Genomic DNA, 19,588 nt, shown 5'->3' with positions numbered 1-19,588 from the left:
AGTGGAAGACGTTTGAGGAAAAGAACCACTTCATGCATAAATTAGGTGAACCAATTATAACCATCTGCTTGACGACTTAATAGAATATGTAGAGATAGAAGATTAAGTAGAATAGCGAGGCACCTGAAGACTTCAGTACGGCGATCAGTACGGCGATCAGTTCAGCTCTCAGAATGTATTCACTGATACTGAGCTGCGCGAGGGGAGAAGATCATACATGTATAGGGGAAATCGTATTTTAGCCATGATACCAGCTTTTAGCAGCAAGCAGGGGCATCATGCTGAACACATTCGCGTATTGGCGGAGCGGCCGCTAATCTATTGGACCATTCAGCCATTATTACAAATGATTGAATTAGATGAAGTCATCGTATCTTCAGAGGATGTGAATACTCAAATCATTTCGGCCCACTATGGAGCAAATGTGATTGAACTGCCAAGCACACATGTGACGGAACAAACACCTTCTTTAGTAGCTGTGAAGCACGCACTTGCTTATTTAGAACGAGAGGGAAAAACGTTTGATATTGTTTTGTATTTGCATCCAGCATCACCACTAAGGCAGACGGCAGATATTGAGAACTGCTTACAGCTTCTAGTAGAGGGAGGATATGATTGTGCGGCTTCTTTTACAGAGGCGTTAGAAAATCCAAATGAAACTTGGACACTTCATGACACCAATGAAGCCAGCCTGTATAAGGACAATCATTATTTTTTTGTACCAACTCAGGAGCACCCTTATACGTATGGGCGTTTAAATGGAGCTGTCTATGCGTTTCATGTTCCATATGCAAAAGAATGCATTCATTCCTTTTTAGAAGGATCTGTTGGTGCATATATGATGGATCATGCGCAATCGCTTGTTGTGAAAAGTGAGGAGGATCGGAAAAAGGCAGAGAAGATTTTATTGGCTCGACAAGATGCAGAAGGAACGGCATAAGATGATGACAATTAGAAAAAGCGCCCGGTCATAGGGCGCTTTTGACTATTTCATAAAGTCTGTAAGGTAGCGTATCAAATGTGTTCCAGCGAATGACTTGCTCGTAATTGTTCTCTGCAACCGATTGTCTTTGTTGAGGGTTTTTTACATAGTGCTCGACCTGTTTAATCAAATCGTTTTCATGTGTGTAAAAAGCGAAGCTTGAAAATGCCTGTGACGGTTGTAGATCTGTCAACTGAAAGCCTCCGCTTGAAGCGATATCAAATGCTCTGTTGTTGAGACTCATATTTTGAACATTGGCTTTGTTTTGATTATAGGCAAATTGCGCGGGCCTGTGCGGATTCAGAACAATGGCTGATGTTTGATAGATGTCTGCCATCTGCTCGGGACTCAGCCAGTGGGTCATCAGTGAGAGATCACGATATCGTTTGCGTGATTTATTCAACACGCGATGCCACTCTTTTCCTGCTACGAGAATGCGCCATTTGTTTTGATGTAAGAGTGTATTGATGGCTTTGATACGGTTTGGATAAGGGTAGCCAATGAGTGCAATGTCATAAATGCACGATTCATGTGGTGATTCTTTTTTCTGAAATACGTGTGTATTGGTTGGAATGGGAAAGTAGTGCGCGTGATCAGCGCCCATTTGTTTGTAAAATGACAAAGCACCTTCGTCAATCGTTAAGATCAGCTGTGCATCACTTACGCATGCAGCTGACACATCTATATAAAAAGGGTCTTCTGTCATCCACAGTACAACGGGGATCTTTTCTTGTTTGAATTGATGAAGCAGTTCTGTTGGAATATGATCACCGATCATCATGAAAACAAAATCCGGAGAAAATGTCCGGATTTTGTGCATATGAGCGGGTAGAGTTTCCCTTTCCACCTTGACGCATGAAAAGGGGGAATCAATGAAGCTATCTTCTATCCATTGATCGAACATCCGATAGATTCCACCGTAGCCAGAGCTGATATAAAGAAGCTTCATGATGGCCCTCTCACATTAAGATGTGAACGTAACACTTTCTACTTTATCTACATCTAATAGAGTCGTTGCAGAGCCTGTAGGTGTCACAGAGCTTTCTTGTGTGACGAAAACAACACCTGTTGAAGCATCGAATGATACGAATTGAACGGGTCCGATTAAGTCACCTGAGTCCATGACAATGCTAATGACTGTTCCAGGTGCAAGTCTTGCAAAAATCCATCTTGCTGGTTGAGATACGTCGAGTGTTGTAGCAGAATCTGAAGGTGATGCTTCAGCTGCTACCTCACTAAATAAATCGTTCAATTTTTCTTCCACTTGAACTCCTCCTTCTTCGAGATTAACTGTTAACGCATGACTAAGCGGTTTGAAAAACAGCTTTAACAGCTCTTTTTTTAATTCGGCACGCTTTTCGCTCATGTTTTCCCCATCCTTTCTTCATCCATTCAAACACACCACTATGTATATGCCGTTCTCTTTTTTTGGTATAAGCAGAATGCTCATTCCTTGTTCTTTTTTTCATTTAATGACTTCACACATTTTTGAAAAATGTTTTCAAATGCTGATGCTAAATGAAGTGATCCTCATACTCTAGTAAAGATCAAACGAGAAGAAAGAGGGAATCTGAATGGAATTTGAACAACTATTAAATGGCTGGAACGAAGAATTACTAGAAACAGAAGGAATACTTGAAGTTGTGTTGATTATACTTCTTCTTCATCTTTTAGAGGAAAGTGAGGAAGGGAGTGCGTCAGAGATTAAAGAATTGCTGCGCCCGTGGCTTGAGCTCGGTATTCCGCTGCCGCGTGTTCATTTAGTCAATGGAGATGTGTTGCAAAACGTGGTTGTCGTACAATTGTTTGACTCAGTAGCAGTCTTTAAAAATGCGACAAATCAGCTAAGAGTAAGTGTTCCTTATGTGAACATTGTCAGCTGGGGGGCTTTTTAATCTATTTAAAAAAGGATAATGGTCATGAAAGTATCAGTGATATTAACAAGCTACAACAAACCTGATTTCATTGAACGTGTGTTAAAGAGTGTGGTAGAACAAACGTATCAGCATTGGGAGCTTTTGATCATGGATGATGGCTCTGAACAAGAAACGATCCAAAAGATGCAGCCTTATTTAGTGGATAAGCGCATTCAATTGTATTCTCATCAAATTTATCCTGCAAACCGGCTGAAGACTGTACGTTATGCAACGCTAATTAATGAAGCATTAACACTTATAACAGGTGAGCTGGTTTGTTATGTAACTGATGATACAGTCTACAGAAAAGATCGTTTAGAGAAAATGGTCGAGGTTTTTCAATCGAAGCCTCACATAGATATCGTCTATTCCTCGCAGCGTGTCGTGCATGTGAATCAGCATTTGGTGGAAACGGCGAGCTTCGTTCGAGAAGCAGATCAAGTGTTGGAGCATGCATCCTTTCAAGTCGACCATTGCTCTGTTATGCATAGAAGCCGGCTGCTTTCGCTTATTCATGAAAAATACGGACAATACTGGGCCGACGAACCAAAACATTGGCATCATGCTGATTCTGTGTTTTGGATGAGACTGAATCATTTTGCTGCGTTCTTTCCATTACAAGAAGTACTTGATACCACATATAAAACGCCACAATCATTCCATCATATGTTTTCGAGTATGCCCTACGATTTAATTGACGGAACTGTGATTGAAAGAGATGGCGATTATTATCAAATCGCTCACGGATGTCTTCATCAAATTGACAGGCGCTGGGTGAATGAAAAGAACAGGCGTGCGATTCGTGTTCCTTCTTTATGTACGATGAAATATGAAATGAACGAGCCGCTGACAGTTCCGAATTATACAGTCGTCACTGCAGATAACGGAAGAACATTTTATTATATTGAACATCAGACAAAAAGAAGGTTTGCTTCAAGACGTGATGTGCAATATTTTCAGTTTCATCAAAAGGAGATATACACGGTCACAAAACAGCAGCTAGAGACGTTTAAGGATGGCAAGATCATTCAAGTATCTCCTATATTCAGCCCGCCAAATAGACGGCTGTTTAAATGGAAACAAGATGTCTATTTATTTGTGCATGATACCTTTTGCCGAATTGTCCCTGAGGTAGTGAAAATATTTGCGTTTTACCATCAGCCAATCAAACTACAACCTTCTCAATTTGCATTTTTTCAAGAAGGAAAGCCAATTGTGCCGCTGTATATGGAGTCACTTCAGGAATTTGACTTGTCTCTTTATCAGATGTCAGGACGAAAGCACTCCTCCTAAGAGGGGTGCTTTTTTTAGAATAGATGAAAAAAGCAGGAGATCGACAGGAAAAAGCGAAACGTGAAAAGGATAGGGGAACACGTTGAACATCATCAAGCCGCTGAAAATTGGGCAATACGTGCCGGATTTTCGGCATAGAAAGTGAGGGGGAAATAGTGGGGAAGATTGTCGAAAGAGCGGATTGGTTTGAATTAATTTTAGAAGCCATCGATGAAGCGATTCACGTTGTAGACGATCAAGGGGTTACCATCTTTTATAATCATAATGCAGCGAAGTTCGACTGTTTAGCGAAAGAAGAGGTGATTGGCAAGTACATACTGGACGTGTATCCTTCATTAACTGAAAAGACAAGTACACTCATGCATGTACTTAGAACAGGAAAACCCATTTATCATTCGTTGCAAACCTATTTGAACAAAAATGGAGAAAAAATTGAGACCGTCAACACTACACTGCCTATTATAGAAGGCAGCAAGTTAATTGGGGCGGTAGAAGTAGCGAAGGATGTGTCGAAGCTGTCAGCGCTTTCGAATCGTTTAGATCAAAAAAAACGAACGGATGGTGCCGCGGAGACCACTCAAATGCTCGATTTTTCTTCATTTTTAACAAATGATCCACACTTAAAAGAGGTGCTGGAGAAAGCGAAAAAAGCTGCTGCATATCCTTCATCGGTTATGGTCTTCGGGGAAACTGGGACAGGAAAAGAGGTACTCGTACAAGCGATTGTTCATGCATCTGATCGGAAAGATCAAGTCTTTATCCCGCAAAACTGCGCTGCTCTTCCAGAATCGCTGCTTGAAAGTCTTTTATTCGGGTCTGTCAAAGGAAGTTATACGGGCGCAATAGATCGCAAGGGGCTGTTTGAATTAGCAGATGGTGGTACGCTTTTTCTTGATGAGCTGCAAGCGATGCCGCTTACGCTTCAAACAAAATTACTGCGTGTGTTAGAGGATGGTGTTGTCCGCCGGATAGGTGATGCAAAGGCGATTCAAGTAAATGTCAGAGTGATTACTGCCCTCAATATCGACCCATTTGAAGCCGTTAAAAAACAAATGTTAAGAGAAGACTTATTTTATAGACTGCATGTGTCATCATTTCATATCCCGCCGCTTCGCACAAGGAAGCATGATATCCAGCTGTTATCCAGCCACTTTATTCAAACGTATCATCAGCAATTTTCAAAAAACGTCAACCGCCTTTCTGAAGAAACTGTCCAAGTATTTATGGCCCATCAGTGGCCAGGGAATGTGAGAGAATTAAAACATACGATCGAGCATGCCGTCTTGATGATGCCAAAGGAAGCAGAAGAAATCACCACAGCATATCTCCCTGTCCATTTGCGGACGCATCAGATAGAAAGTCATCCGCCAGAGTCCTCATTAAAAAGTCAAGTGACGTCATTTGAACAAACGCTGATTCAAGAAGCTTTAAGACAGCACGCAGGGAATATTAAGCAAACGGCAGCCGCTTTAAAAATTCCTCGACAAACATTGCAGTATAAGCTAAAAAAATATACAGATGCCGAAAAGTAGGCACTTCAAACAGGTGAATGTGACGGAAAAGCTCCTTTTCTAAAGAATAGGGGCATTTTCCCATGTTGGCACATAACTTGCATAGTATAAAGTGAATGCTGATAGGGGGAATGGATATGAATCAAAAACTGTATCAACCTGCGCGACATTGGAAGGACATTGAACTTTGGAAGGACGTACCCGAGGAAAAGTGGAACGACTGGATTTGGCAGCTGACGCATACGGTCAAAACGCTAGAAGATTTAGAAAAAGTCGTGAACTTAACAGAAGAGGAAAAAGAAGGGGTGAAGATTTCCACGAAAACCATTCCACTCAACATAACACCCTACTATGCCTCACTGATGAATCCAGACGATCCAAGATGCCCAATTCGTATGCAGTCTGTACCAATTGCAGAGGAGCTTCATAAAACAAAATATGACCTCGAAGATCCGCTCCATGAAGATGAGGATTCACCTGTTCCAGGTTTAACGCACCGCTACCCAGATCGTGTGCTGTTTCTTGTCACAAATCAGTGCTCCATGTACTGCCGCTATTGTACGAGAAGGCGCTTTTCCGGTCAGATCGGGATGGGCGTGCCGAAAAAGCAATTAGATGCCGCCATTGGATATATTAGAGAAACCCCTGAAGTGCGGGATGTGTTAATTTCAGGCGGTGACGGGCTGTTAATTAATGATCAAGTGCTTGAATACATTTTGAAAAACTTACGAGACATTCCTCACGTTGAAATCATTCGAATTGGAACACGTGCACCGGTCGTGTTTCCGCAGCGAATTACAGATGAATTGTGTGAGATTTTAAAAAAATATCATCCTGTTTGGCTGAACACTCACTTTAATACAAGCATTGAAATCACAAAAGAAGCGAAAGAAGCGTGTGAGCGCCTTGTCAATGCTGGCGTCCCTGTTGGTAATCAGGCGGTGATCCTAGCAGGAATTAACGACAGTGTTCCAATTATGAAGAAGCTGATGCATGATCTCGTCATGATTCGCGTCAGACCTTATTATATTTATCAATGTGATTTATCTGAGGGGATCGGCCACTTTAGAACACCGGTTTCAAAAGGCCTTGAAATCATTGAAGGCTTAAGAGGACATACGAGTGGTTATGCCGTGCCAAGCTTTGTTGTAGATGCACCAGGCGGAGGAGGTAAGATCACCTTACAGCCAAATTATTTATTATCTCAAAGCCCAGAGAAAGTGGTCCTGCGTAACTTTGAAGGTGTGATCACCTATTATCCGGAGCCAGAACATTACGTCGCAGGCCAAGCAGATGCGTATTTTAATGAAATCTATGAAGAAAAGAAAGAACCCGCCATTGGCATAACTGCTCTATTTGAGGATGAAGCAAGATCCTTTACGCCTGAAAATTTAAGCCGAATGAAACGAAGAGAGTCTTATGAAACGAATCCTGAACATGATACGCTCAAAAACAAACGTGAAAAACGAGATGAATTAAAAGAGAAGAAATATCAAGCCCAGCTCAAAAAAGAACAAACCGTAAAGGAGGAGAAATAAAGTTGCTGACATGTGATTGGTGTGAGGAGAAGAAAGCGAACGCAGGACAGACCACAGTCTATTGGGAACTCATCACGGGCACACAATCGATTGAGATTTTGGAAACGCCTTCGATTTCTTGCAAGCATTGCGGGATGACGTATCAGAAGGATGAGACAGTAAAAGAGATAGAAGATCAATTAATTTTAGTCGATCAAACAAAACTTCCAGAAAAAATCTCATATGAAGAATTAATGAGCATGGAGCGGTTATTAAAGCGTAATTACTTTGATTTTTCTTCATAAGTTGTACCTCCGCCTATACAAGTCATCAAATTCCTGTATAATATAACAACAAAATAGAGTGTCGCGGAGGGAAAAACAGGTGAAGTCGTTTTACCATTATTTAATGAAGTACAGACATCCAAAACCGAAGGATGAAATCAGTCATTTTGCAAATGCTGCTTATGAAGATCACAGCTTTCCTAAAGCATCCACTGATTATCATGAGCTATGTGCCTATTTAGAGTTAAATGGGGACTATTTAAGCTCCATGACGACATTTGATGAGGCTTTTGAGCAATACGAAGTAGAAGTCAAAAAAAAATAACACACACAACCGCTTGTTCCGTATGGAAGAAGCGGTTTTTTCATGAAGAAATAAAATGGCGTTTTGCATGGTGTGGTTGCCCATGCAGAATTCCTTGCGCCGGCATACGATACGTTAAGACCAAAAGTCGGGCAAGGGGGAGACAGAATGAAGGCGAAAGCACCAAAATATAAAGTAGGGGATATTGTCGTCGTTGTCATGTACGGCACAGTTGGAACGATAACAAAAGTCCATCAAATTGACCAACATTATCTATATGAGGTCAATCATAATGAGGTGCTTTATTTTGAAACATCACTCCAGCTTTACGATGAGTACGACGGGGTGATTGTAGATACAGAAAAGCTGGACATTGAATATGAGTTCCTCATTGGCGATGTTGTATATGTAAAGGATTACGGGAAAGAGCTATTTAAAATCATTGGCCATCGGACTGAGATATGGCGCTACCTTGAAGATGGCTGGGAAGATGTCATTTATGAACTGACAAGGTTAAAAGACGGAGAATGGCTGGAAACAGAAGAAGAAGACTTGACGCTTGTCCTAAGAAAATATGAGATGGATCAGTTTGTTCATCAGCTTCTTTTTGTGCATTACGTTGGAGAAACCTCAAAAGAAATAGAGGAAGATATGGTGCAAACCGCTCTATTACAGTTAGAAGAGAAACAAGAAAGCGAAGCATCACTAGAATTTCTCGCTGTATCTATAGTGGATGAGCTTCTTGATATTTACAATGATTATAAAATTCTCTATGAATTTTTCAAAGACCCAGAATATAAGGATATGATGGACTTTATTTTGGAAAGTTTAAACGAGCATTTTGGTTAAAAGAAGACTTGTCCTAACACGAATAAAAAGTAAGGAACACAGAAAAAAGCAATCACATAAAACCATCCCCTCAAGATACGGCCCATCACCTGATCAAAAGTATGTCCATCTAAAATGCTTAACCATTTCATTGCCTCATGCCCCTTTTCTTTTCGTTTACTGCATTTATATGTATGGAATGAGCCATTATGACAAACTGTAATAAAAATAAGGCGACGTTCATACATCATAAAAAAGGAGGCGGAAAGCAATGAAAGAAGCAGATTTGGTGATTGATACAGAGGAAATTGCAGAATTCTTCTACACGGAGCTGGTCAAAAGAGGGTACATACCATCTGAACTGGAAACGTTTGAGCTTGCCGATATTACATTTGAATATATGCTGAGGAAAGCAATGATAGTTGAAGAAGAGGCGCGGTAGGCACTATACTTTGAAGAGATTCTGAGTAGAAAGGGAGGGGAATTGGTTCGCGTGTATGTCATCATTTTTTTCCTTTTGTTTGGCGCCATCGCAGCGCTTATGGTGTCTGGCATGTTCCAGGAGTTGGACAACCAGATCATCTTATCGTTTGAAAACATCAGACTTCCTTTTTTAAATGATGTCATGCTGACTTTGACTGACTTTGGTATCAGTGCGCTGCTTGTCCCAATCATGCTCATCTTTAGCGTGGTGCTGTTTATGTATAAACGCTACCACTCTATTATGCTGCTTTTTCTACTATATATAGCAGAAAAAACGGTCAATCATGAACTGAAAGGACTGTTTGCTAGAGAGCGTCCAGCCTTTGATCATCTAGTGAATGAGACCTATTACAGCTTTCCGAGCGGACATTCTATGAATGCAGCAACGATCTATCCATTTATCGCCTATCTATTCATTGAAATGGTTCCGTGGCTGAAAAAGAGACAAAAAGCAGTCTACATGGTGACAGGGTGCTATGTGCTGATGATCGGCATCAGCAGGATGTATATCGGTGTTCATTATGTCACTGATGTAGCAGGGGGCTTTGCGATAGGACTAGCTTTATTTCTCATATGTAAAAAGATTGACGAAAAATTGTCCGTCATTCGACAAAAATAGAAGAAGGAAATTCATAGATCCCAGCCAATTTTATATAAAAGGGGAGGGATTTGAATGCAATTGACGTTGAGATTTTTTCAAAAGAAACCTTCAGCTTATCACTTAACCATTTATCAAACACCTGAATATGGTGCAGAAAGCGGGCATCAGCCTGTGTACCGGACAAAGATTGGCGGCAGGACACACCTTGATGTACTGGAAAAAGCATTCTCGACATTTAATGTACAAGATACAGTCCCTAATGATTACAATGCACGGTTTATCACAACTGGGGATATCGTTGTGATTGATGACCAGAAAAAAGGGAAGTGCTACTACCAGCTCTTTCCGGCAGGATGGAAACGCAGTGAACGCCTAATGACGATGAGTTAAATATAAACGACGATGCCAGCTTTACTTTCAGCTGGTATTTTCTTTTTTGAACGCAATCGTTTATAATAAATGGGACTAAACACATGTTAAACGTAAGTGGAGGCTAAAAAATGAGTGTACATATTGGAGCAGAAAAAGGACAAATTGCAGAAACGGTATTGCTGCCAGGCGATCCGCTTCGTGCGAAATATATTGCAGATACATACTTAGAAGATGTTGTGTGCTATAACGAAGTGCGCGGCATGTATGGTTATACTGGAACATATAAAGGAAAACGCATTTCTGTACAAGGTACTGGAATGGGCGTACCGTCTATTTCGATCTATGTGAATGAGCTGATCCAAAGCTATGATGTTCAAAACTTAATCCGTGTTGGCTCTTGCGGAGCGATCAAAAAAGATGTCAATGTACGTGACGTCATCTTAGCTCAAACATCATCAACAGATTCTCAAATGAACCGTGTGGCATTTGGACCGATTGATTACGCACCATGTGCTGATTTTGGTTTACTGAAAAAAGCCTACGACACAGCAGAAGCGAAAAATGTAGCTGTGCGTGTTGGGAATGTATTTACAGCAGACCAGTTTTATAATGAAAAACCACTTGAGCTGATGGACCAATATGGAATTCTAGCGATCGAAATGGAGACAACGGCTCTTTATACGCTTGCTGCAAAATTTGGCAGAAAAGCGTTGTCGATTCTGACAGTGAGCGATCATGTGCTAACAGGAGAAGAAACAACTGCTGAAGAGCGTCAAACGACATTTGACGAAATGATCTTAATTGCACTAGATTCTGTTTTATAATAGTATAAAGGGTGTGCTACGATGTAGCGCATCTTTATTTTTTTAGTAGAGCAAAAGGAAGGTATGTCATGAAGAAAAGCTATAAAATACTCTCAATCGCATCGATTCTTGGTTTGACGGCCGCATTATCAGGCTGCCAGTTGCTGGATCAGAAAAGCGGTACCACTGAATCTAACAAAACAAACGAACAAAAGAACGCAGCAAGTTCATCATCCCAGCAAAACTCAAACGATACGGCAGATTCATCTAATCAAGAGCTGACGTTAAAGAGTGAATATTTCAATGACATCAAGGTAGTGAGCGGACTGAAGACCATTCAAAACCCTGAAAATGTGCTTGCTTTAGTGAACAAAGAATATGCACTGCCAGGAACCTATAAACCTTCTGATCTCGTTGTACCAAAAGTGGAATTCTCTTTTTCAGAGGATATTGAAAAACGATATATTCGAAAAGAAGCAGCGGAGGCACTTGCGAAGTTATTCAAAGGTGCTAAAAAGGAAAACTTTGAGCTTGCTGCAGTATCGGGCTATCGTTCCTATGATCGTCAAAAAGTCATTTTTGATAGTGAAGTGAAACTAAAAGGGAAAGAAAAAGCCCAAGAAGCCGTAGCCTTACCAGGCGAAAGTGAACATCAAACAGGTTTAGCTATGGATATTTCCTCAAAAAGTGCCGGCTTTGAAATCTCTGAAAAATTTGGTGAAACACCTGATGGTAAATGGGTAGCCAAAAACGCTTATAAATATGGCTTTATCATCCGTTATCCAAAAGGGAAAGAAGACATCACGAAATATGAATATGAGCCGTGGCACTTGCGCTATGTAGGGAAAGAAGCTGCAAAAGCGATGCACGATCATGATTTAACATTCGAAGAGTATATGAACAAAGTGAAGAAAATATAAACAAATAAAAGGCCTCCCGAAGCTGGGAGGCCTTCTTTTATACGCCGTTTTAAAAAAAGAGCAAACCTGCTAATGCGAAGCCGGTAATAAAACCGAGACCGATGCCATAAGCTGGACCCCAGCCATAATAGCCTCCGTAATAACCTCCGTAATAGCCAAAGCCTAAGCCCCTGCGGGACCCGCCGACTGGTCGGATATAAACTTTGCGGTTTGACACCCGCTCAATACGTCCAACATGTACTCTGCCATTTCGATCAGTAATTCTAGCTACTTTCCCCATATGCTGCTGACAAAGTTTATAGTAGCGCTCCATGTTTTTCCTCCTTATGACAAACTCTTTTCACTCTTATCCTATGCGAAAGACTTCATAGAGTTTGGACAAAACATATAGGAGATTCGCTCATTTTATACTGTACATTCAAATACAAGGTGACTCAGGTGTTCTCGGTGTGTTTGAATCAGGTCATAGTGTGTCTGTAATGTATCATAAAGAGAAGGTGGTATTTGATCTGATAATTCCATTTCGGTCGGCTCTTCCTGCACCATGTGCTCATCGAATGAGAGAATCTGAATGTCACGGAATCCTGCGGACGCTAACTGCCTTTTCCATTCAGAAAATGAAAAGAGGGAGTGAAACCCATAAAACTCCCGAATGGTTGCCTGTTCTTTTGAGGGAAGCGGCACTTTTAACACAGCCTCATTTGCGATCAATTGTTTTCCAGGAGCAAGCACCCGTTTGACCTCAGCAAGCGCAGCAGGTAAATGGGTGAAACTTAAAACAGATTCACTGATCAGTAGAGAGAACGAGTCATCCGCAAATGGCAGGTGTTCGATCGATGCTTGCTGTGCACGGAAAGGTAGTTGTTCCCGCTCGAATCGCAGATTGGCTTTTTCAATCATCAAAGGGTGTGTATCAATCGCCTCTACTTCATAACCTAAATGTCCTAGATAGGCGGCTGTTTGTCCTGTGCCGCATCCGACATCCAGTATACGATCGTCAGACGCCAAGTGAAGATGCTCAATCATCGTTTTTGTTAGCTCAATTCCACCAGGATGGGCACCTGATACACCAAAATAGGCAAGCATTTCTACATAGTCACTCATGGAATCCCTTCTTTCTTTATCATGTTTCTCTCTAAAGATTATGCATTGCAAGGCGAAATGGCTTATCTTTTCAAATAGAAGTTTGATCCTTTGGTTGACGGATGAAGAATCGTCCTTGATAATAATGAAAGGAGATAAAGGTGGTGTTTTTTTGAAAAAACAATTCAAGTTCGTGATAGCCATTCTGGTAACAGCAGCGCTTTCCTCAGCGATTACATTTGTGATCACAAAACAAGGTGCTGTCAGCGTTTCAGGAGATGAGAAGTTTAGTAAACTCATGGCTGCATATACGAAGGTAAAAAACGAGTATTACGAAAAAACGGATGATCAAAAACTAGTAGACGGTGCGATTCAAGGAATGATTGCATCACTTGATGATCCATACTCTACATATATGGATCAGGAGGAAGCCAAAGGATTTAACAACACCATTTCATCTTCATTTGAAGGAATTGGTGCACAAGTAGAAGAGAAGGATGGACAAATTTTAATTGTCGCACCGATTAAAGGCTCTCCTGCTGAAAAAGCTGGTTTGAAACCTCATGATCGTATTTTAAAAGTGGATAGTAAAAGTACAAAAGGCATGTCAGTGAATAAAGCCGTTTCTCTTATCAGAGGGAAAAAAGGAACGGATGTCAAACTGCATTTGAACCGACAAGGTGTTGGAAATGTGGATGTGACGATCACAAGAGATACGATTCCACTTGAAACGGTGTATGCAAAACTAACAAAAGATAAAATAGGTGAAATCCAAATCACTTCTTTTGCTGAAACCACGTCTAAAGAGTTAGATAAAGCGATTGATGACCTCGAGAAAAAAGGGGCAAAAGGTTTTGTCATTGATCTGAGAGATAATCCAGGCGGCATTATGACAGAAGCAATTGAAATGAGCAATGACTTTATCGATAAAGGAAAAGTCATTATGCAGGTTGAGGAAAAAGGAAAGAAACAAGTGTACAAAGCGGAAAAAGAACGCAAAGTTCATCAGCCGACAGTTGTTCTTGTAAACGGCGGTTCAGCGAGTGCTGCTGAAATCATGGCGGCAGCTCTGCACCAATCCTCTAGCATTCAACTGGTTGGAGAAAAGACATTTGGTAAAGGGACTGTTCAAAATGCGCAAAGCTACAATGATGGCTCTAGTGTGAAATTAACCATTGCCAAGTGGCTGACACCAGACGGGTCTTGGATTCACAAAAAAGGAATTGAGCCACAGGTGAAAGCATCTCTGCCGAGTTATGCGAAGCTGCCATACTTAAGTCCGAAAAAGACGTATCAACTGAATGATGATGGAGATGAAGTCAAAGCGGCTCAAAAAATGTTCCAAGCGCTTGGCTACAAAGCAAAAGCCAATGGAGAATATGATCAAGCATTCCAGTCGATCGTGAAAAGTTTCCAATCAGATCACGATCTAAAGGCTGATGGTATTCTGACAGGGGACACAACGACGGTACTGATGACAAACATCCAAGATAAGCTCAAGAAAAATGACACGCAAATGAAAAAAGCCATTGAAGTGTTGAAAAAAGAAATGAAATAGAAAAAGCAGTCCTCATCAGGGGACTGCTTCAAATTGTTGACAAAGGGCTAAAATGAACTTTATTTTAGCCCTTTGTCTTCTTTTCAGCTCAGCGTGATAGAAAACCTTTGAAGTCTAGGAAGGACGAGTACTGGAGCGGAGCGAATTTGACATTCGTGAGCACCAGCACGCAGGACTGACAAAGAATGCGAGGGTTTGGCTACACGCTGAAGCAGTCCTTATCAGGGGACTGCTTTTTTTCTTGTATTACGCTTTGTTAGCCACAGGTTCCGTTGTTTTCCCATTCTTTTCAAACAAATCACTTGTCACAGCATTAGATGTGACATTCTTTTGGAAGAATGGATTCAAAATCAGGATGACCACAACGTTTGCTAGTAAACCAAGAAATCCTTCATAAAGACCAAACGTGACTTGTGAGATATTGGCTGTAAAGGTGACGATGATGCCAACAACTAAACCCGCAATCGTTGCTTCTCTTGATTGTTTTTTCCAGAACAAGCTGATCGCAATGGCAGGGAAGATTTGAACCATTCCTGAAACACCGATCAGCTGAAGCGTGACAAGCGCAGTCGGGAACAGCATACCGAATAAAAGAGCAAGCCCGATCACGATAAATACCATCGAACGTGTAATGATCGTTAACCGTTTAGGTGACACAGTTGGATGGATTAAATCACGGTACAAATTATTGGCAAATAAATTCGACGCCCCAATGGCCATGATCGAACATGGAATGAGAGAAGCAAGTGCAATCGTTGAATACGCAAGCCCCTGCATCACGCCGCCATATGACGTCTGAATTAAATGAAGAAGAGCAAATCTTGGATTTGTATCTTCCGGTAAGACTAAAAAGGCAATGAAGCCAAGGAAGATGACCAAAATCAATACAATGTTGTAAAGAGGTAAAAACATACTGTTTTTACGGATGGCATCTGCGCTTTTGGCTGTGAAAACGCCAGTTGCTGCATGTGCCCACATAAATAATGCGAGTGCAGAAACACCTGATGCGGTAATAAACCACAAAATGCCTTTAGGCCCGCCTTCAGGAATCGTCAGAAGCTGTGGGGCTTCCTTAGCTAACGTATTCATCATTGGGGTCCAGCCGTTAAAATGAATAATCGGGAGGGAAACGACCATAAAGAGCATGATCACCCAAACAAGAATATCTTTAATAATGGCTGTATATGTAGGACCTTTAATACCACTGAAAAATGTATAAAGTGCAACTAAAATAAATGAAATTATAACAACTGCATTCACATTAATATAACTCGTTCCAGCGACAGTTAACGTATCTTGAATCCCGCTTAACTGAAGACAAATGTATGGAATGAGCATGAGTACACCAACAATGGCAATCAAGCTGGATAACAGTTTACTGTCAAATCGCTCACGTGCATAATCAGCAAGTGTTGTCAGCTTGTGATTTTTTGCAACCGTCCAAAGTTTTGGTAAGAAGAAATACGCAATAAAATAAGCAAGAACTGAATAGGGGATAGCGAAAAAAGCAACACTTCCCACTGTATAAGCTGTACTTGTGAGCCCTAAAAAGGTATAAGCAGTATATAAGTCTGCGCCAACAAGGAACCAGACGAGAAGCCCGCCAAATTTTCTCCCGCCAACAGACCATTCTTCGACTGATTGTCTTGATGATTTATCACGACCAGCGGCAAAACCGATGACCACGACGATGAAAATGATACTTGCAGTAATCAATAAAGCTGTTAAGTTTCCTTGCATTCGTCAGTTCCTCCATTTGAATGTTGCATCCTGTAAATGATAAATGTGCAAACGGGTGTGAGTACAATCCATAGTAAGAGCCAGAAGTGGAAAAAAGGCAGCCCGATGACAAATGGATGAATACGATTCACAAAGGGGAGCAGTGCAAGCTGTCCAATGAATGGAATCGCGATGAGTAGCGCCAGTATCAGTTTTTTGTTCATGTTTTCCTCCTCTAATATTTTGTAATTTCATAATAATAGCAGTTGTCAGATTAGATCACAAGACCATTTTCAGAAAAAACAATCATTTTTATGAATATCATACTAATATAACGCTTTCATTTTTAAAAAGAGTTAAATACTGAAGAATGAGAAAGGAAGACTTGAAAATAAGTATGGAAAAATAATATTTAGAGCAAATAAAAAAGCCCCAGCATGACGCTGAGACTGTGCCGTTTTTTATAGGAAATCAGTTACTTCTTCGATGTCAAAACGATTGCTTTTGTGAGCTTCTTTTGCTGCTTTCCCGACAGAAATCAACATCACTGGTTCGTATCGACCGCTCACATTGAATTCTTTCACGTACGCTTCTTTGCTGAAACCGCCCATTGCGCATGTATCATATCCCATTGCTTTCGCCGCAATCATTAATTGCATAGCAGCTAACGAAGCGTTTGAATACGCAGCTTCACGTGCATATTGCTCGCTTTGGTAAGCACCATTGATTTGTGTCATCAGTGTTTCTTTAATATCTTCTGTGATGAAGCCTTGTTCTGCTAGCTCACTGTAGATTTTTTCACCCTTTAGATTGGCTTCAAGGTCACCTAGCACAGCAATCACAGCTGATGCTTGAGAGACTTGTTTTTGGTTGTAAGCTATTGGAAGAAGTTTTGCTTTTGATTCAGCACTATGGAAAACAGTGAAATGCCAATGCTGAAGGTTCCAAGCAGATGGTGCTTTTGTTGTGATATCAAGAAGCTCTGTTAACTCTTCTTTTGTCATTTCATGAGTTGTATCATACTCTTTTACTGAAGCTCTTTCTTTTAAAATGTCAATCGTTTTTTGATCGCTCGCCATATGGATATTTCCTCCCGTTTTTGCAAATAGTATGGTACAATAAATAAAAAAGTGAGAAACTTACTTATTGTAACTAGAGATATATTTTAAATTGTACACCGTTAGTTTGTCAAACGATTATGAAAAGAAAGGCTGAAATATATGGAATTTCAATTATGTCCAAACATTCAGCAAGCTTTTTTGCTTCTTGGCAAAAGGTGGAATGGTCTCATCATTCATGTATTGCTTGATGGTCCGAAGCGGTTTAAAGACCTGACGGACATTATTCCATCCATCAGTCAAAAAATGCTCGCAGAACGCTTAAAAGAGCTTGAGCAAGAAGGAATCATAAAGCGCACTGTACTTCCTGAAACGCCAGTCAAAGTCATCTATTGTCTAACCGAAAAAGGGAGTGCATTACATGGTGTGTTCGGAGAAGTATCGCGCTGGGCAGGGGAGTATGCTGGATCTCATGAAAAAAAGGAGCAAGCTTAGTTTTAGGTTTGCCCAAACGTTTTGTCTTCTAATGAATATGCTGATGTTAGGCACATGACAAAGGAGGAGAAAAGCATGTACCCTCATACTCCGTATTTTCGAGGCGGTGCCCCTGGCATTCCGCCATATGAATCTAGAGTCCCTTTGTTTTTTGGTTTTGGCGCTCCTTTAGTCGGCGGACTGCTTGGCGGATTTCTAGGAAGTGCGATTTTTAATTATCCTCGTCCATATTACCCGCCTCCACCACCGCCTGTTCCACCACCTTATGGCGGCGGATATCCACCATATTATTAAGAAAAAAGAGTAAGCCTGCTTCCATTTCAAAGCAGGCTTTTTATAATGGAATATCAATTTCAGAGATGCCTGGATCATCATGCTTTAAAAACATAATTTCTAAAATACCATCTTGATACGAAGCCTTCGTTCCTTTTCTTTTCACAGCAGCAGGCAGGACAACCTTCTTTTGTTTATTCTCTTCAGGAAAATGATCAATAAACAGCAGATTGGCTGTATGTTTGATTTTTACTTTTTCAGTGTTCGGACGATCGAGCTCTATTTTGACAAACACGTGATCTGTCGTCTCAAATACTTCAACATTCGGCTCTTTCTTTTTTTTATCGTCTGTCTCTCTTGCTTTCTGCTTCTGAGACAGCGGATCCTGAAAGGGGAATTGAGCAGAATAATTGGAGCCGAAAACACTTTCCATGACTTGATTGACATATTGCTCAACGTCTTTAGGGTCTGAATTTTTTAACGCTTCTTTTGAAAATTGCTTTTGAAAAGGGAATAATCGGTTCCAGTCAAACATGCAAATCATCCTTTCTAAATGCCCTGAATTAGTATATGCCCATAATGTGATGTGCGTGCTATAATATACGATAGGTTTAGAAAGGAATGGTTAGATTGAACGAACAACAATCAAAAGGTGTCTTATATACGGCTGCATCTTTTACATTATGGGGGTTGTTCCCATTATATTGGAAACTGATGGAGCATATTTCGTCAGGCGAAATTTTAGCGCACAGAATCGTATGGTCCTTTATTTTTATGTGCGGTATTCTTTTATATTTAAAGCAAGTCCGTCCAGCGATGCAGACTGTGAAAGGTCTGATGATAGATGGAAAAGCACTTTTTTCATTACTTTTATCGGCTATTTTAATTTCGGTCAACTGGTATGTGTATATTTGGGCGGTAAATCACGATCTTATGCTGGAAGCGAGTTTAGGGTATTATATTAATCCGCTTGTATCAGTTTTACTAGGCATCATTTTCTTAAAAGAACGACTGAATAAAATGCAAACCACCGCCATTCTCATTGCCGCAGCTGGGGTCATCATCTCAACTGTTCAGTACGGCTCATTTCCTGTCGTGGCTTTCGTATTGGCTTTTAGTTTTGGGTTCTATGGACTGATTAAAAAAAGGATGAGTTTTACGAGTGCCATTGGATTAACCATTGAAACACTGCTTCTTGCACCAGCTGCGCTTGTTTACTTATTCTTCTTCTTAAAAGAACCTGTTGTCACGATGAATCCGAGCAGCTTCGGCTCTCTTGGGCTATTATTTTTTGCAGGTGTCTTTACAGCTGTACCGCTTCTTTTATTTGCTGAAGGGGCCAAAAGAATTCCTTTATACCAAGTTGGTATTTTGCAGTATATTGCACCGACCATTACACTCTTTTTGGGGCTGTTTGTGTATCACGAACACTTATCTGCAGCAAAAATCGTGACATTCCTCTGTATTTGGGTGGCGATTTTACTATTTACAACCTCTCAACTGCGAATGAAAAAAACAGCGAATTCTCATTAAAGATACGAAGCAGTTTGCTTTTTTTTGCAGGCGGATCATGTCATAATAAGTTGTT

At 40.8% G+C, this 19,588-nt stretch carries 26 protein-coding genes; 17 read left to right on the top strand and 9 right to left on the bottom strand.

Annotation, left to right across the window (positions count from 1 at the left end):
- Window positions 1-217 precede the first annotated feature (217 nt).
- The gene (locus tag MHB38_RS10285) at window positions 218-940 is read left to right on the top strand and encodes an acylneuraminate cytidylyltransferase family protein (protein WP_008346422.1); all 723 of its coding nucleotides are present in this window, start codon (window positions 218-220) and stop codon (window positions 938-940) included.
- A gap of 28 nt (window positions 941-968) precedes the next feature.
- Here the strand turns inward: MHB38_RS10285 and MHB38_RS10280 are convergent, their stop codons facing one another.
- Together MHB38_RS10280 and MHB38_RS10275 are read right to left on the bottom strand one after the other, a co-directional pair.
- Window positions 969-1,763 (bottom strand): CgeB family protein, encoded by a 795-nt coding sequence (locus tag MHB38_RS10280; protein ID WP_231583265.1) that lies wholly within the window; start codon window positions 1,761-1,763, stop codon window positions 969-971.
- A 183-nt stretch (window positions 1,764-1,946) separates the two neighbouring features.
- Complete coding sequence (locus tag MHB38_RS10275) at window positions 1,947-2,348, bottom strand: hypothetical protein (RefSeq protein WP_007500770.1); 402 nt, start codon at window positions 2,346-2,348, stop codon at window positions 1,947-1,949.
- Window positions 2,349-2,556: 208 nt separating this feature from the next.
- On the opposite strand from MHB38_RS10275, the gene cgeC reads away from it, so the two are divergent.
- The 7 genes from cgeC (at window position 2,557) to MHB38_RS10240 (ending at window position 8,656) form a co-directional block, all read left to right on the top strand.
- On the top strand, window positions 2,557-2,877 hold the full coding sequence (gene cgeC, locus MHB38_RS10270; RefSeq protein ID WP_007500768.1) for a spore maturation protein CgeC: 321 nt from the start codon (window positions 2,557-2,559) through the stop codon (window positions 2,875-2,877).
- An 18-nt stretch (window positions 2,878-2,895) separates the two neighbouring features.
- Window positions 2,896-4,191: a glycosyltransferase family 2 protein gene (locus MHB38_RS10265; RefSeq protein WP_341003312.1), complete on the top strand. Its 1,296-nt coding sequence runs from the start codon at window positions 2,896-2,898 to the stop codon at window positions 4,189-4,191.
- A gap of 155 nt (window positions 4,192-4,346) precedes the next feature.
- A complete protein-coding gene (locus tag MHB38_RS10260) occupies window positions 4,347-5,723 on the top strand; it encodes a sigma-54 interaction domain-containing protein (RefSeq protein WP_341003311.1) in 1,377 nt (458 codons plus the stop codon).
- A gap of 116 nt (window positions 5,724-5,839) precedes the next feature.
- Window positions 5,840-7,240, top strand: a complete 1,401-nt coding sequence (ablA, locus tag MHB38_RS10255; protein ID WP_341003309.1) for a lysine 2,3-aminomutase — start codon at window positions 5,840-5,842, stop codon at window positions 7,238-7,240.
- A gap of 2 nt (window positions 7,241-7,242) precedes the next feature.
- On the top strand, window positions 7,243-7,524 hold the full coding sequence (locus tag MHB38_RS10250; RefSeq protein WP_129548346.1) for a YokU family protein: 282 nt from the start codon (window positions 7,243-7,245) through the stop codon (window positions 7,522-7,524).
- A gap of 79 nt (window positions 7,525-7,603) precedes the next feature.
- Entirely contained in the window at window positions 7,604-7,828 is a 225-nt protein-coding gene (locus MHB38_RS10245) for a YozE family protein (RefSeq protein WP_003215834.1), read from the top strand.
- A gap of 147 nt (window positions 7,829-7,975) precedes the next feature.
- The gene (locus MHB38_RS10240) at window positions 7,976-8,656 is read left to right on the top strand and encodes a hypothetical protein (RefSeq protein WP_008346441.1); all 681 of its coding nucleotides are present in this window, start codon (window positions 7,976-7,978) and stop codon (window positions 8,654-8,656) included.
- On the opposite strand, the gene MHB38_RS10235 is transcribed toward MHB38_RS10240, so the two are convergent.
- On the bottom strand, window positions 8,653-8,787 hold the full coding sequence (locus MHB38_RS10235) for a hypothetical protein (RefSeq protein WP_017359686.1): 135 nt from the start codon (window positions 8,785-8,787) through the stop codon (window positions 8,653-8,655). The genes MHB38_RS10240 and MHB38_RS10235 overlap by 4 nt on opposite strands.
- Window positions 8,788-8,906: 119 nt before the next feature.
- On the opposite strand from MHB38_RS10235, the gene MHB38_RS10230 reads away from it, so the two are divergent.
- The 5 genes from MHB38_RS10230 (at window position 8,907) to MHB38_RS10210 (ending at window position 11,814) form a co-directional block, all read left to right on the top strand.
- The gene (locus tag MHB38_RS10230) at window positions 8,907-9,077 is read left to right on the top strand and encodes a YozD family protein (protein WP_008346445.1); all 171 of its coding nucleotides are present in this window, start codon (window positions 8,907-8,909) and stop codon (window positions 9,075-9,077) included.
- A 51-nt stretch (window positions 9,078-9,128) separates the two neighbouring features.
- Window positions 9,129-9,737: a phosphatase PAP2 family protein gene (locus MHB38_RS10225; RefSeq protein ID WP_017359684.1), complete on the top strand. Its 609-nt coding sequence runs from the start codon at window positions 9,129-9,131 to the stop codon at window positions 9,735-9,737.
- Between the two features lie 54 nt (window positions 9,738-9,791).
- Window positions 9,792-10,109, top strand: coding sequence for a YodL domain-containing protein (locus MHB38_RS10220; RefSeq protein WP_007500756.1), 318 nt, complete (start codon window positions 9,792-9,794; stop codon window positions 10,107-10,109).
- 110 nt (window positions 10,110-10,219) lie between these two features.
- A complete protein-coding gene (gene deoD, locus MHB38_RS10215; protein ID WP_007500754.1) occupies window positions 10,220-10,915 on the top strand; it encodes a purine-nucleoside phosphorylase in 696 nt (231 codons plus the stop codon).
- 68 nt (window positions 10,916-10,983) lie between these two features.
- Entirely contained in the window at window positions 10,984-11,814 is an 831-nt protein-coding gene (locus MHB38_RS10210) for a M15 family metallopeptidase (protein WP_007500752.1), read from the top strand.
- A gap of 49 nt (window positions 11,815-11,863) precedes the next feature.
- Here the strand turns inward: MHB38_RS10210 and MHB38_RS10205 are convergent, their stop codons facing one another.
- Window positions 11,864-12,127, bottom strand: coding sequence for a hypothetical protein (locus MHB38_RS10205; RefSeq protein ID WP_017359682.1), 264 nt, complete (start codon window positions 12,125-12,127; stop codon window positions 11,864-11,866).
- 92 nt (window positions 12,128-12,219) lie between these two features.
- Entirely contained in the window at window positions 12,220-12,918 is a 699-nt protein-coding gene (locus MHB38_RS10200) for a class I SAM-dependent methyltransferase (protein ID WP_060832400.1), read from the bottom strand.
- Between the two features lie 151 nt (window positions 12,919-13,069).
- Here MHB38_RS10200 and MHB38_RS10195 point away from each other — a divergent pair, with 151 nt between their 5' ends.
- On the top strand, window positions 13,070-14,455 hold the full coding sequence (locus MHB38_RS10195; RefSeq protein WP_311754224.1) for a S41 family peptidase: 1,386 nt from the start codon (window positions 13,070-13,072) through the stop codon (window positions 14,453-14,455).
- Window positions 14,456-14,701: 246 nt separating this feature from the next.
- On the opposite strand, the gene MHB38_RS10190 is transcribed toward MHB38_RS10195, so the two are convergent.
- The 3 genes from MHB38_RS10190 to MHB38_RS10180 form a co-directional block, all read right to left on the bottom strand.
- The gene (locus MHB38_RS10190; protein WP_341003303.1) at window positions 14,702-16,195 is read right to left on the bottom strand and encodes a sodium:solute symporter family protein; all 1,494 of its coding nucleotides are present in this window, start codon (window positions 16,193-16,195) and stop codon (window positions 14,702-14,704) included.
- Window positions 16,180-16,398 carry a DUF3311 domain-containing protein gene (locus MHB38_RS10185; RefSeq protein WP_017359680.1) on the bottom strand — a complete coding sequence of 73 codons (219 nt, stop codon included), beginning with the start codon at window positions 16,396-16,398 and terminating at the stop codon, window positions 16,180-16,182. The genes MHB38_RS10190 and MHB38_RS10185 overlap by 16 nt, the downstream gene beginning before the upstream one ends.
- A 237-nt stretch (window positions 16,399-16,635) precedes the next feature.
- A complete protein-coding gene (locus tag MHB38_RS10180) occupies window positions 16,636-17,253 on the bottom strand; it encodes a nitroreductase family protein (protein WP_202734387.1) in 618 nt (205 codons plus the stop codon).
- A gap of 141 nt (window positions 17,254-17,394) precedes the next feature.
- Between MHB38_RS10180 and MHB38_RS10175 the strand changes: the two genes are divergently transcribed.
- Together MHB38_RS10175 and MHB38_RS10170 are read left to right on the top strand one after the other, a co-directional pair.
- Window positions 17,395-17,727, top strand: a complete 333-nt coding sequence (locus MHB38_RS10175; RefSeq protein WP_017359678.1) for a winged helix-turn-helix transcriptional regulator — start codon at window positions 17,395-17,397, stop codon at window positions 17,725-17,727.
- A gap of 75 nt (window positions 17,728-17,802) precedes the next feature.
- The gene (locus tag MHB38_RS10170) at window positions 17,803-18,021 is read left to right on the top strand and encodes a hypothetical protein (protein WP_003215921.1); all 219 of its coding nucleotides are present in this window, start codon (window positions 17,803-17,805) and stop codon (window positions 18,019-18,021) included.
- Window positions 18,022-18,061: 40 nt separating this feature from the next.
- On the opposite strand, the gene MHB38_RS10165 is transcribed toward MHB38_RS10170, so the two are convergent.
- Window positions 18,062-18,535: a spore gernimation protein GerT gene (locus MHB38_RS10165; protein WP_046526872.1), complete on the bottom strand. Its 474-nt coding sequence runs from the start codon at window positions 18,533-18,535 to the stop codon at window positions 18,062-18,064.
- 86 nt (window positions 18,536-18,621) lie between these two features.
- On the opposite strand from MHB38_RS10165, the gene rarD reads away from it, so the two are divergent.
- A complete protein-coding gene (rarD, locus tag MHB38_RS10160; protein WP_234922828.1) occupies window positions 18,622-19,533 on the top strand; it encodes an EamA family transporter RarD in 912 nt (303 codons plus the stop codon).
- The last annotated feature ends 55 nt before the right edge of the window (window positions 19,534-19,588 follow it).

The organism is Bacillus sp. FSL K6-3176 (genome assembly GCF_038003325.1).
GTDB lineage: Bacteria > Bacillota > Bacilli > Bacillales > Bacillaceae > Bacillus > Bacillus altitudinis.
This window is presented reverse-complemented; position numbering and strand designations above follow the sequence as displayed.

What these genes read in the sequence shown, in the direction of transcription:
- MHB38_RS10230 (WP_008346445.1), top strand. Translation starts at nt 8,907, where the DNA reads ATGAAAGAAGCAGATTTGGTGATTGATACAGAGGAAATTGCAGAATTC.
- MHB38_RS10205 (WP_017359682.1), bottom strand. Translation starts at nt 12,127, where the DNA reads ATGGAGCGCTACTATAAACTTTGTCAGCAGCATATGGGGAAAGTAGCT.
- MHB38_RS10185 (WP_017359680.1), bottom strand. Translation starts at nt 16,398, where the DNA reads ATGAACAAAAAACTGATACTGGCGCTACTCATCGCGATTCCATTCATT.
- deoD (WP_007500754.1), top strand. Translation starts at nt 10,220, where the DNA reads ATGAGTGTACATATTGGAGCAGAAAAAGGACAAATTGCAGAAACGGTA.
- MHB38_RS10220 (WP_007500756.1), top strand. Translation starts at nt 9,792, where the DNA reads ATGCAATTGACGTTGAGATTTTTTCAAAAGAAACCTTCAGCTTATCAC.
- ablA (WP_341003309.1), top strand. Translation starts at nt 5,840, where the DNA reads ATGAATCAAAAACTGTATCAACCTGCGCGACATTGGAAGGACATTGAA.
- cgeC (WP_007500768.1), top strand. Translation starts at nt 2,557, where the DNA reads ATGGAATTTGAACAACTATTAAATGGCTGGAACGAAGAATTACTAGAA.
- MHB38_RS10175 (WP_017359678.1), top strand. Translation starts at nt 17,395, where the DNA reads ATGGAATTTCAATTATGTCCAAACATTCAGCAAGCTTTTTTGCTTCTT.
- MHB38_RS10235 (WP_017359686.1), bottom strand. Translation starts at nt 8,787, where the DNA reads ATGAAATGGTTAAGCATTTTAGATGGACATACTTTTGATCAGGTGATG.
- MHB38_RS10165 (WP_046526872.1), bottom strand. Translation starts at nt 18,535, where the DNA reads ATGTTTGACTGGAACCGATTATTCCCTTTTCAAAAGCAATTTTCAAAA.
- MHB38_RS10210 (WP_007500752.1), top strand. Translation starts at nt 10,984, where the DNA reads ATGAAGAAAAGCTATAAAATACTCTCAATCGCATCGATTCTTGGTTTG.
- MHB38_RS10285 (WP_008346422.1), top strand. Translation starts at nt 218, where the DNA reads ATGTATAGGGGAAATCGTATTTTAGCCATGATACCAGCTTTTAGCAGC.
- MHB38_RS10180 (WP_202734387.1), bottom strand. Translation starts at nt 17,253, where the DNA reads ATGGCGAGCGATCAAAAAACGATTGACATTTTAAAAGAAAGAGCTTCA.
- MHB38_RS10275 (WP_007500770.1), bottom strand. Translation starts at nt 2,348, where the DNA reads ATGAGCGAAAAGCGTGCCGAATTAAAAAAAGAGCTGTTAAAGCTGTTT.
- MHB38_RS10200 (WP_060832400.1), bottom strand. Translation starts at nt 12,918, where the DNA reads ATGAGTGACTATGTAGAAATGCTTGCCTATTTTGGTGTATCAGGTGCC.
- MHB38_RS10170 (WP_003215921.1), top strand. Translation starts at nt 17,803, where the DNA reads ATGTACCCTCATACTCCGTATTTTCGAGGCGGTGCCCCTGGCATTCCG.
- MHB38_RS10265 (WP_341003312.1), top strand. Translation starts at nt 2,896, where the DNA reads ATGGTCATGAAAGTATCAGTGATATTAACAAGCTACAACAAACCTGAT.
- MHB38_RS10280 (WP_231583265.1), bottom strand. Translation starts at nt 1,763, where the DNA reads ATGATGATCGGTGATCATATTCCAACAGAACTGCTTCATCAATTCAAA.
- rarD (WP_234922828.1), top strand. Translation starts at nt 18,622, where the DNA reads ATGGTTAGATTGAACGAACAACAATCAAAAGGTGTCTTATATACGGCT.
- MHB38_RS10190 (WP_341003303.1), bottom strand. Translation starts at nt 16,195, where the DNA reads ATGCAAGGAAACTTAACAGCTTTATTGATTACTGCAAGTATCATTTTC.
- MHB38_RS10240 (WP_008346441.1), top strand. Translation starts at nt 7,976, where the DNA reads ATGAAGGCGAAAGCACCAAAATATAAAGTAGGGGATATTGTCGTCGTT.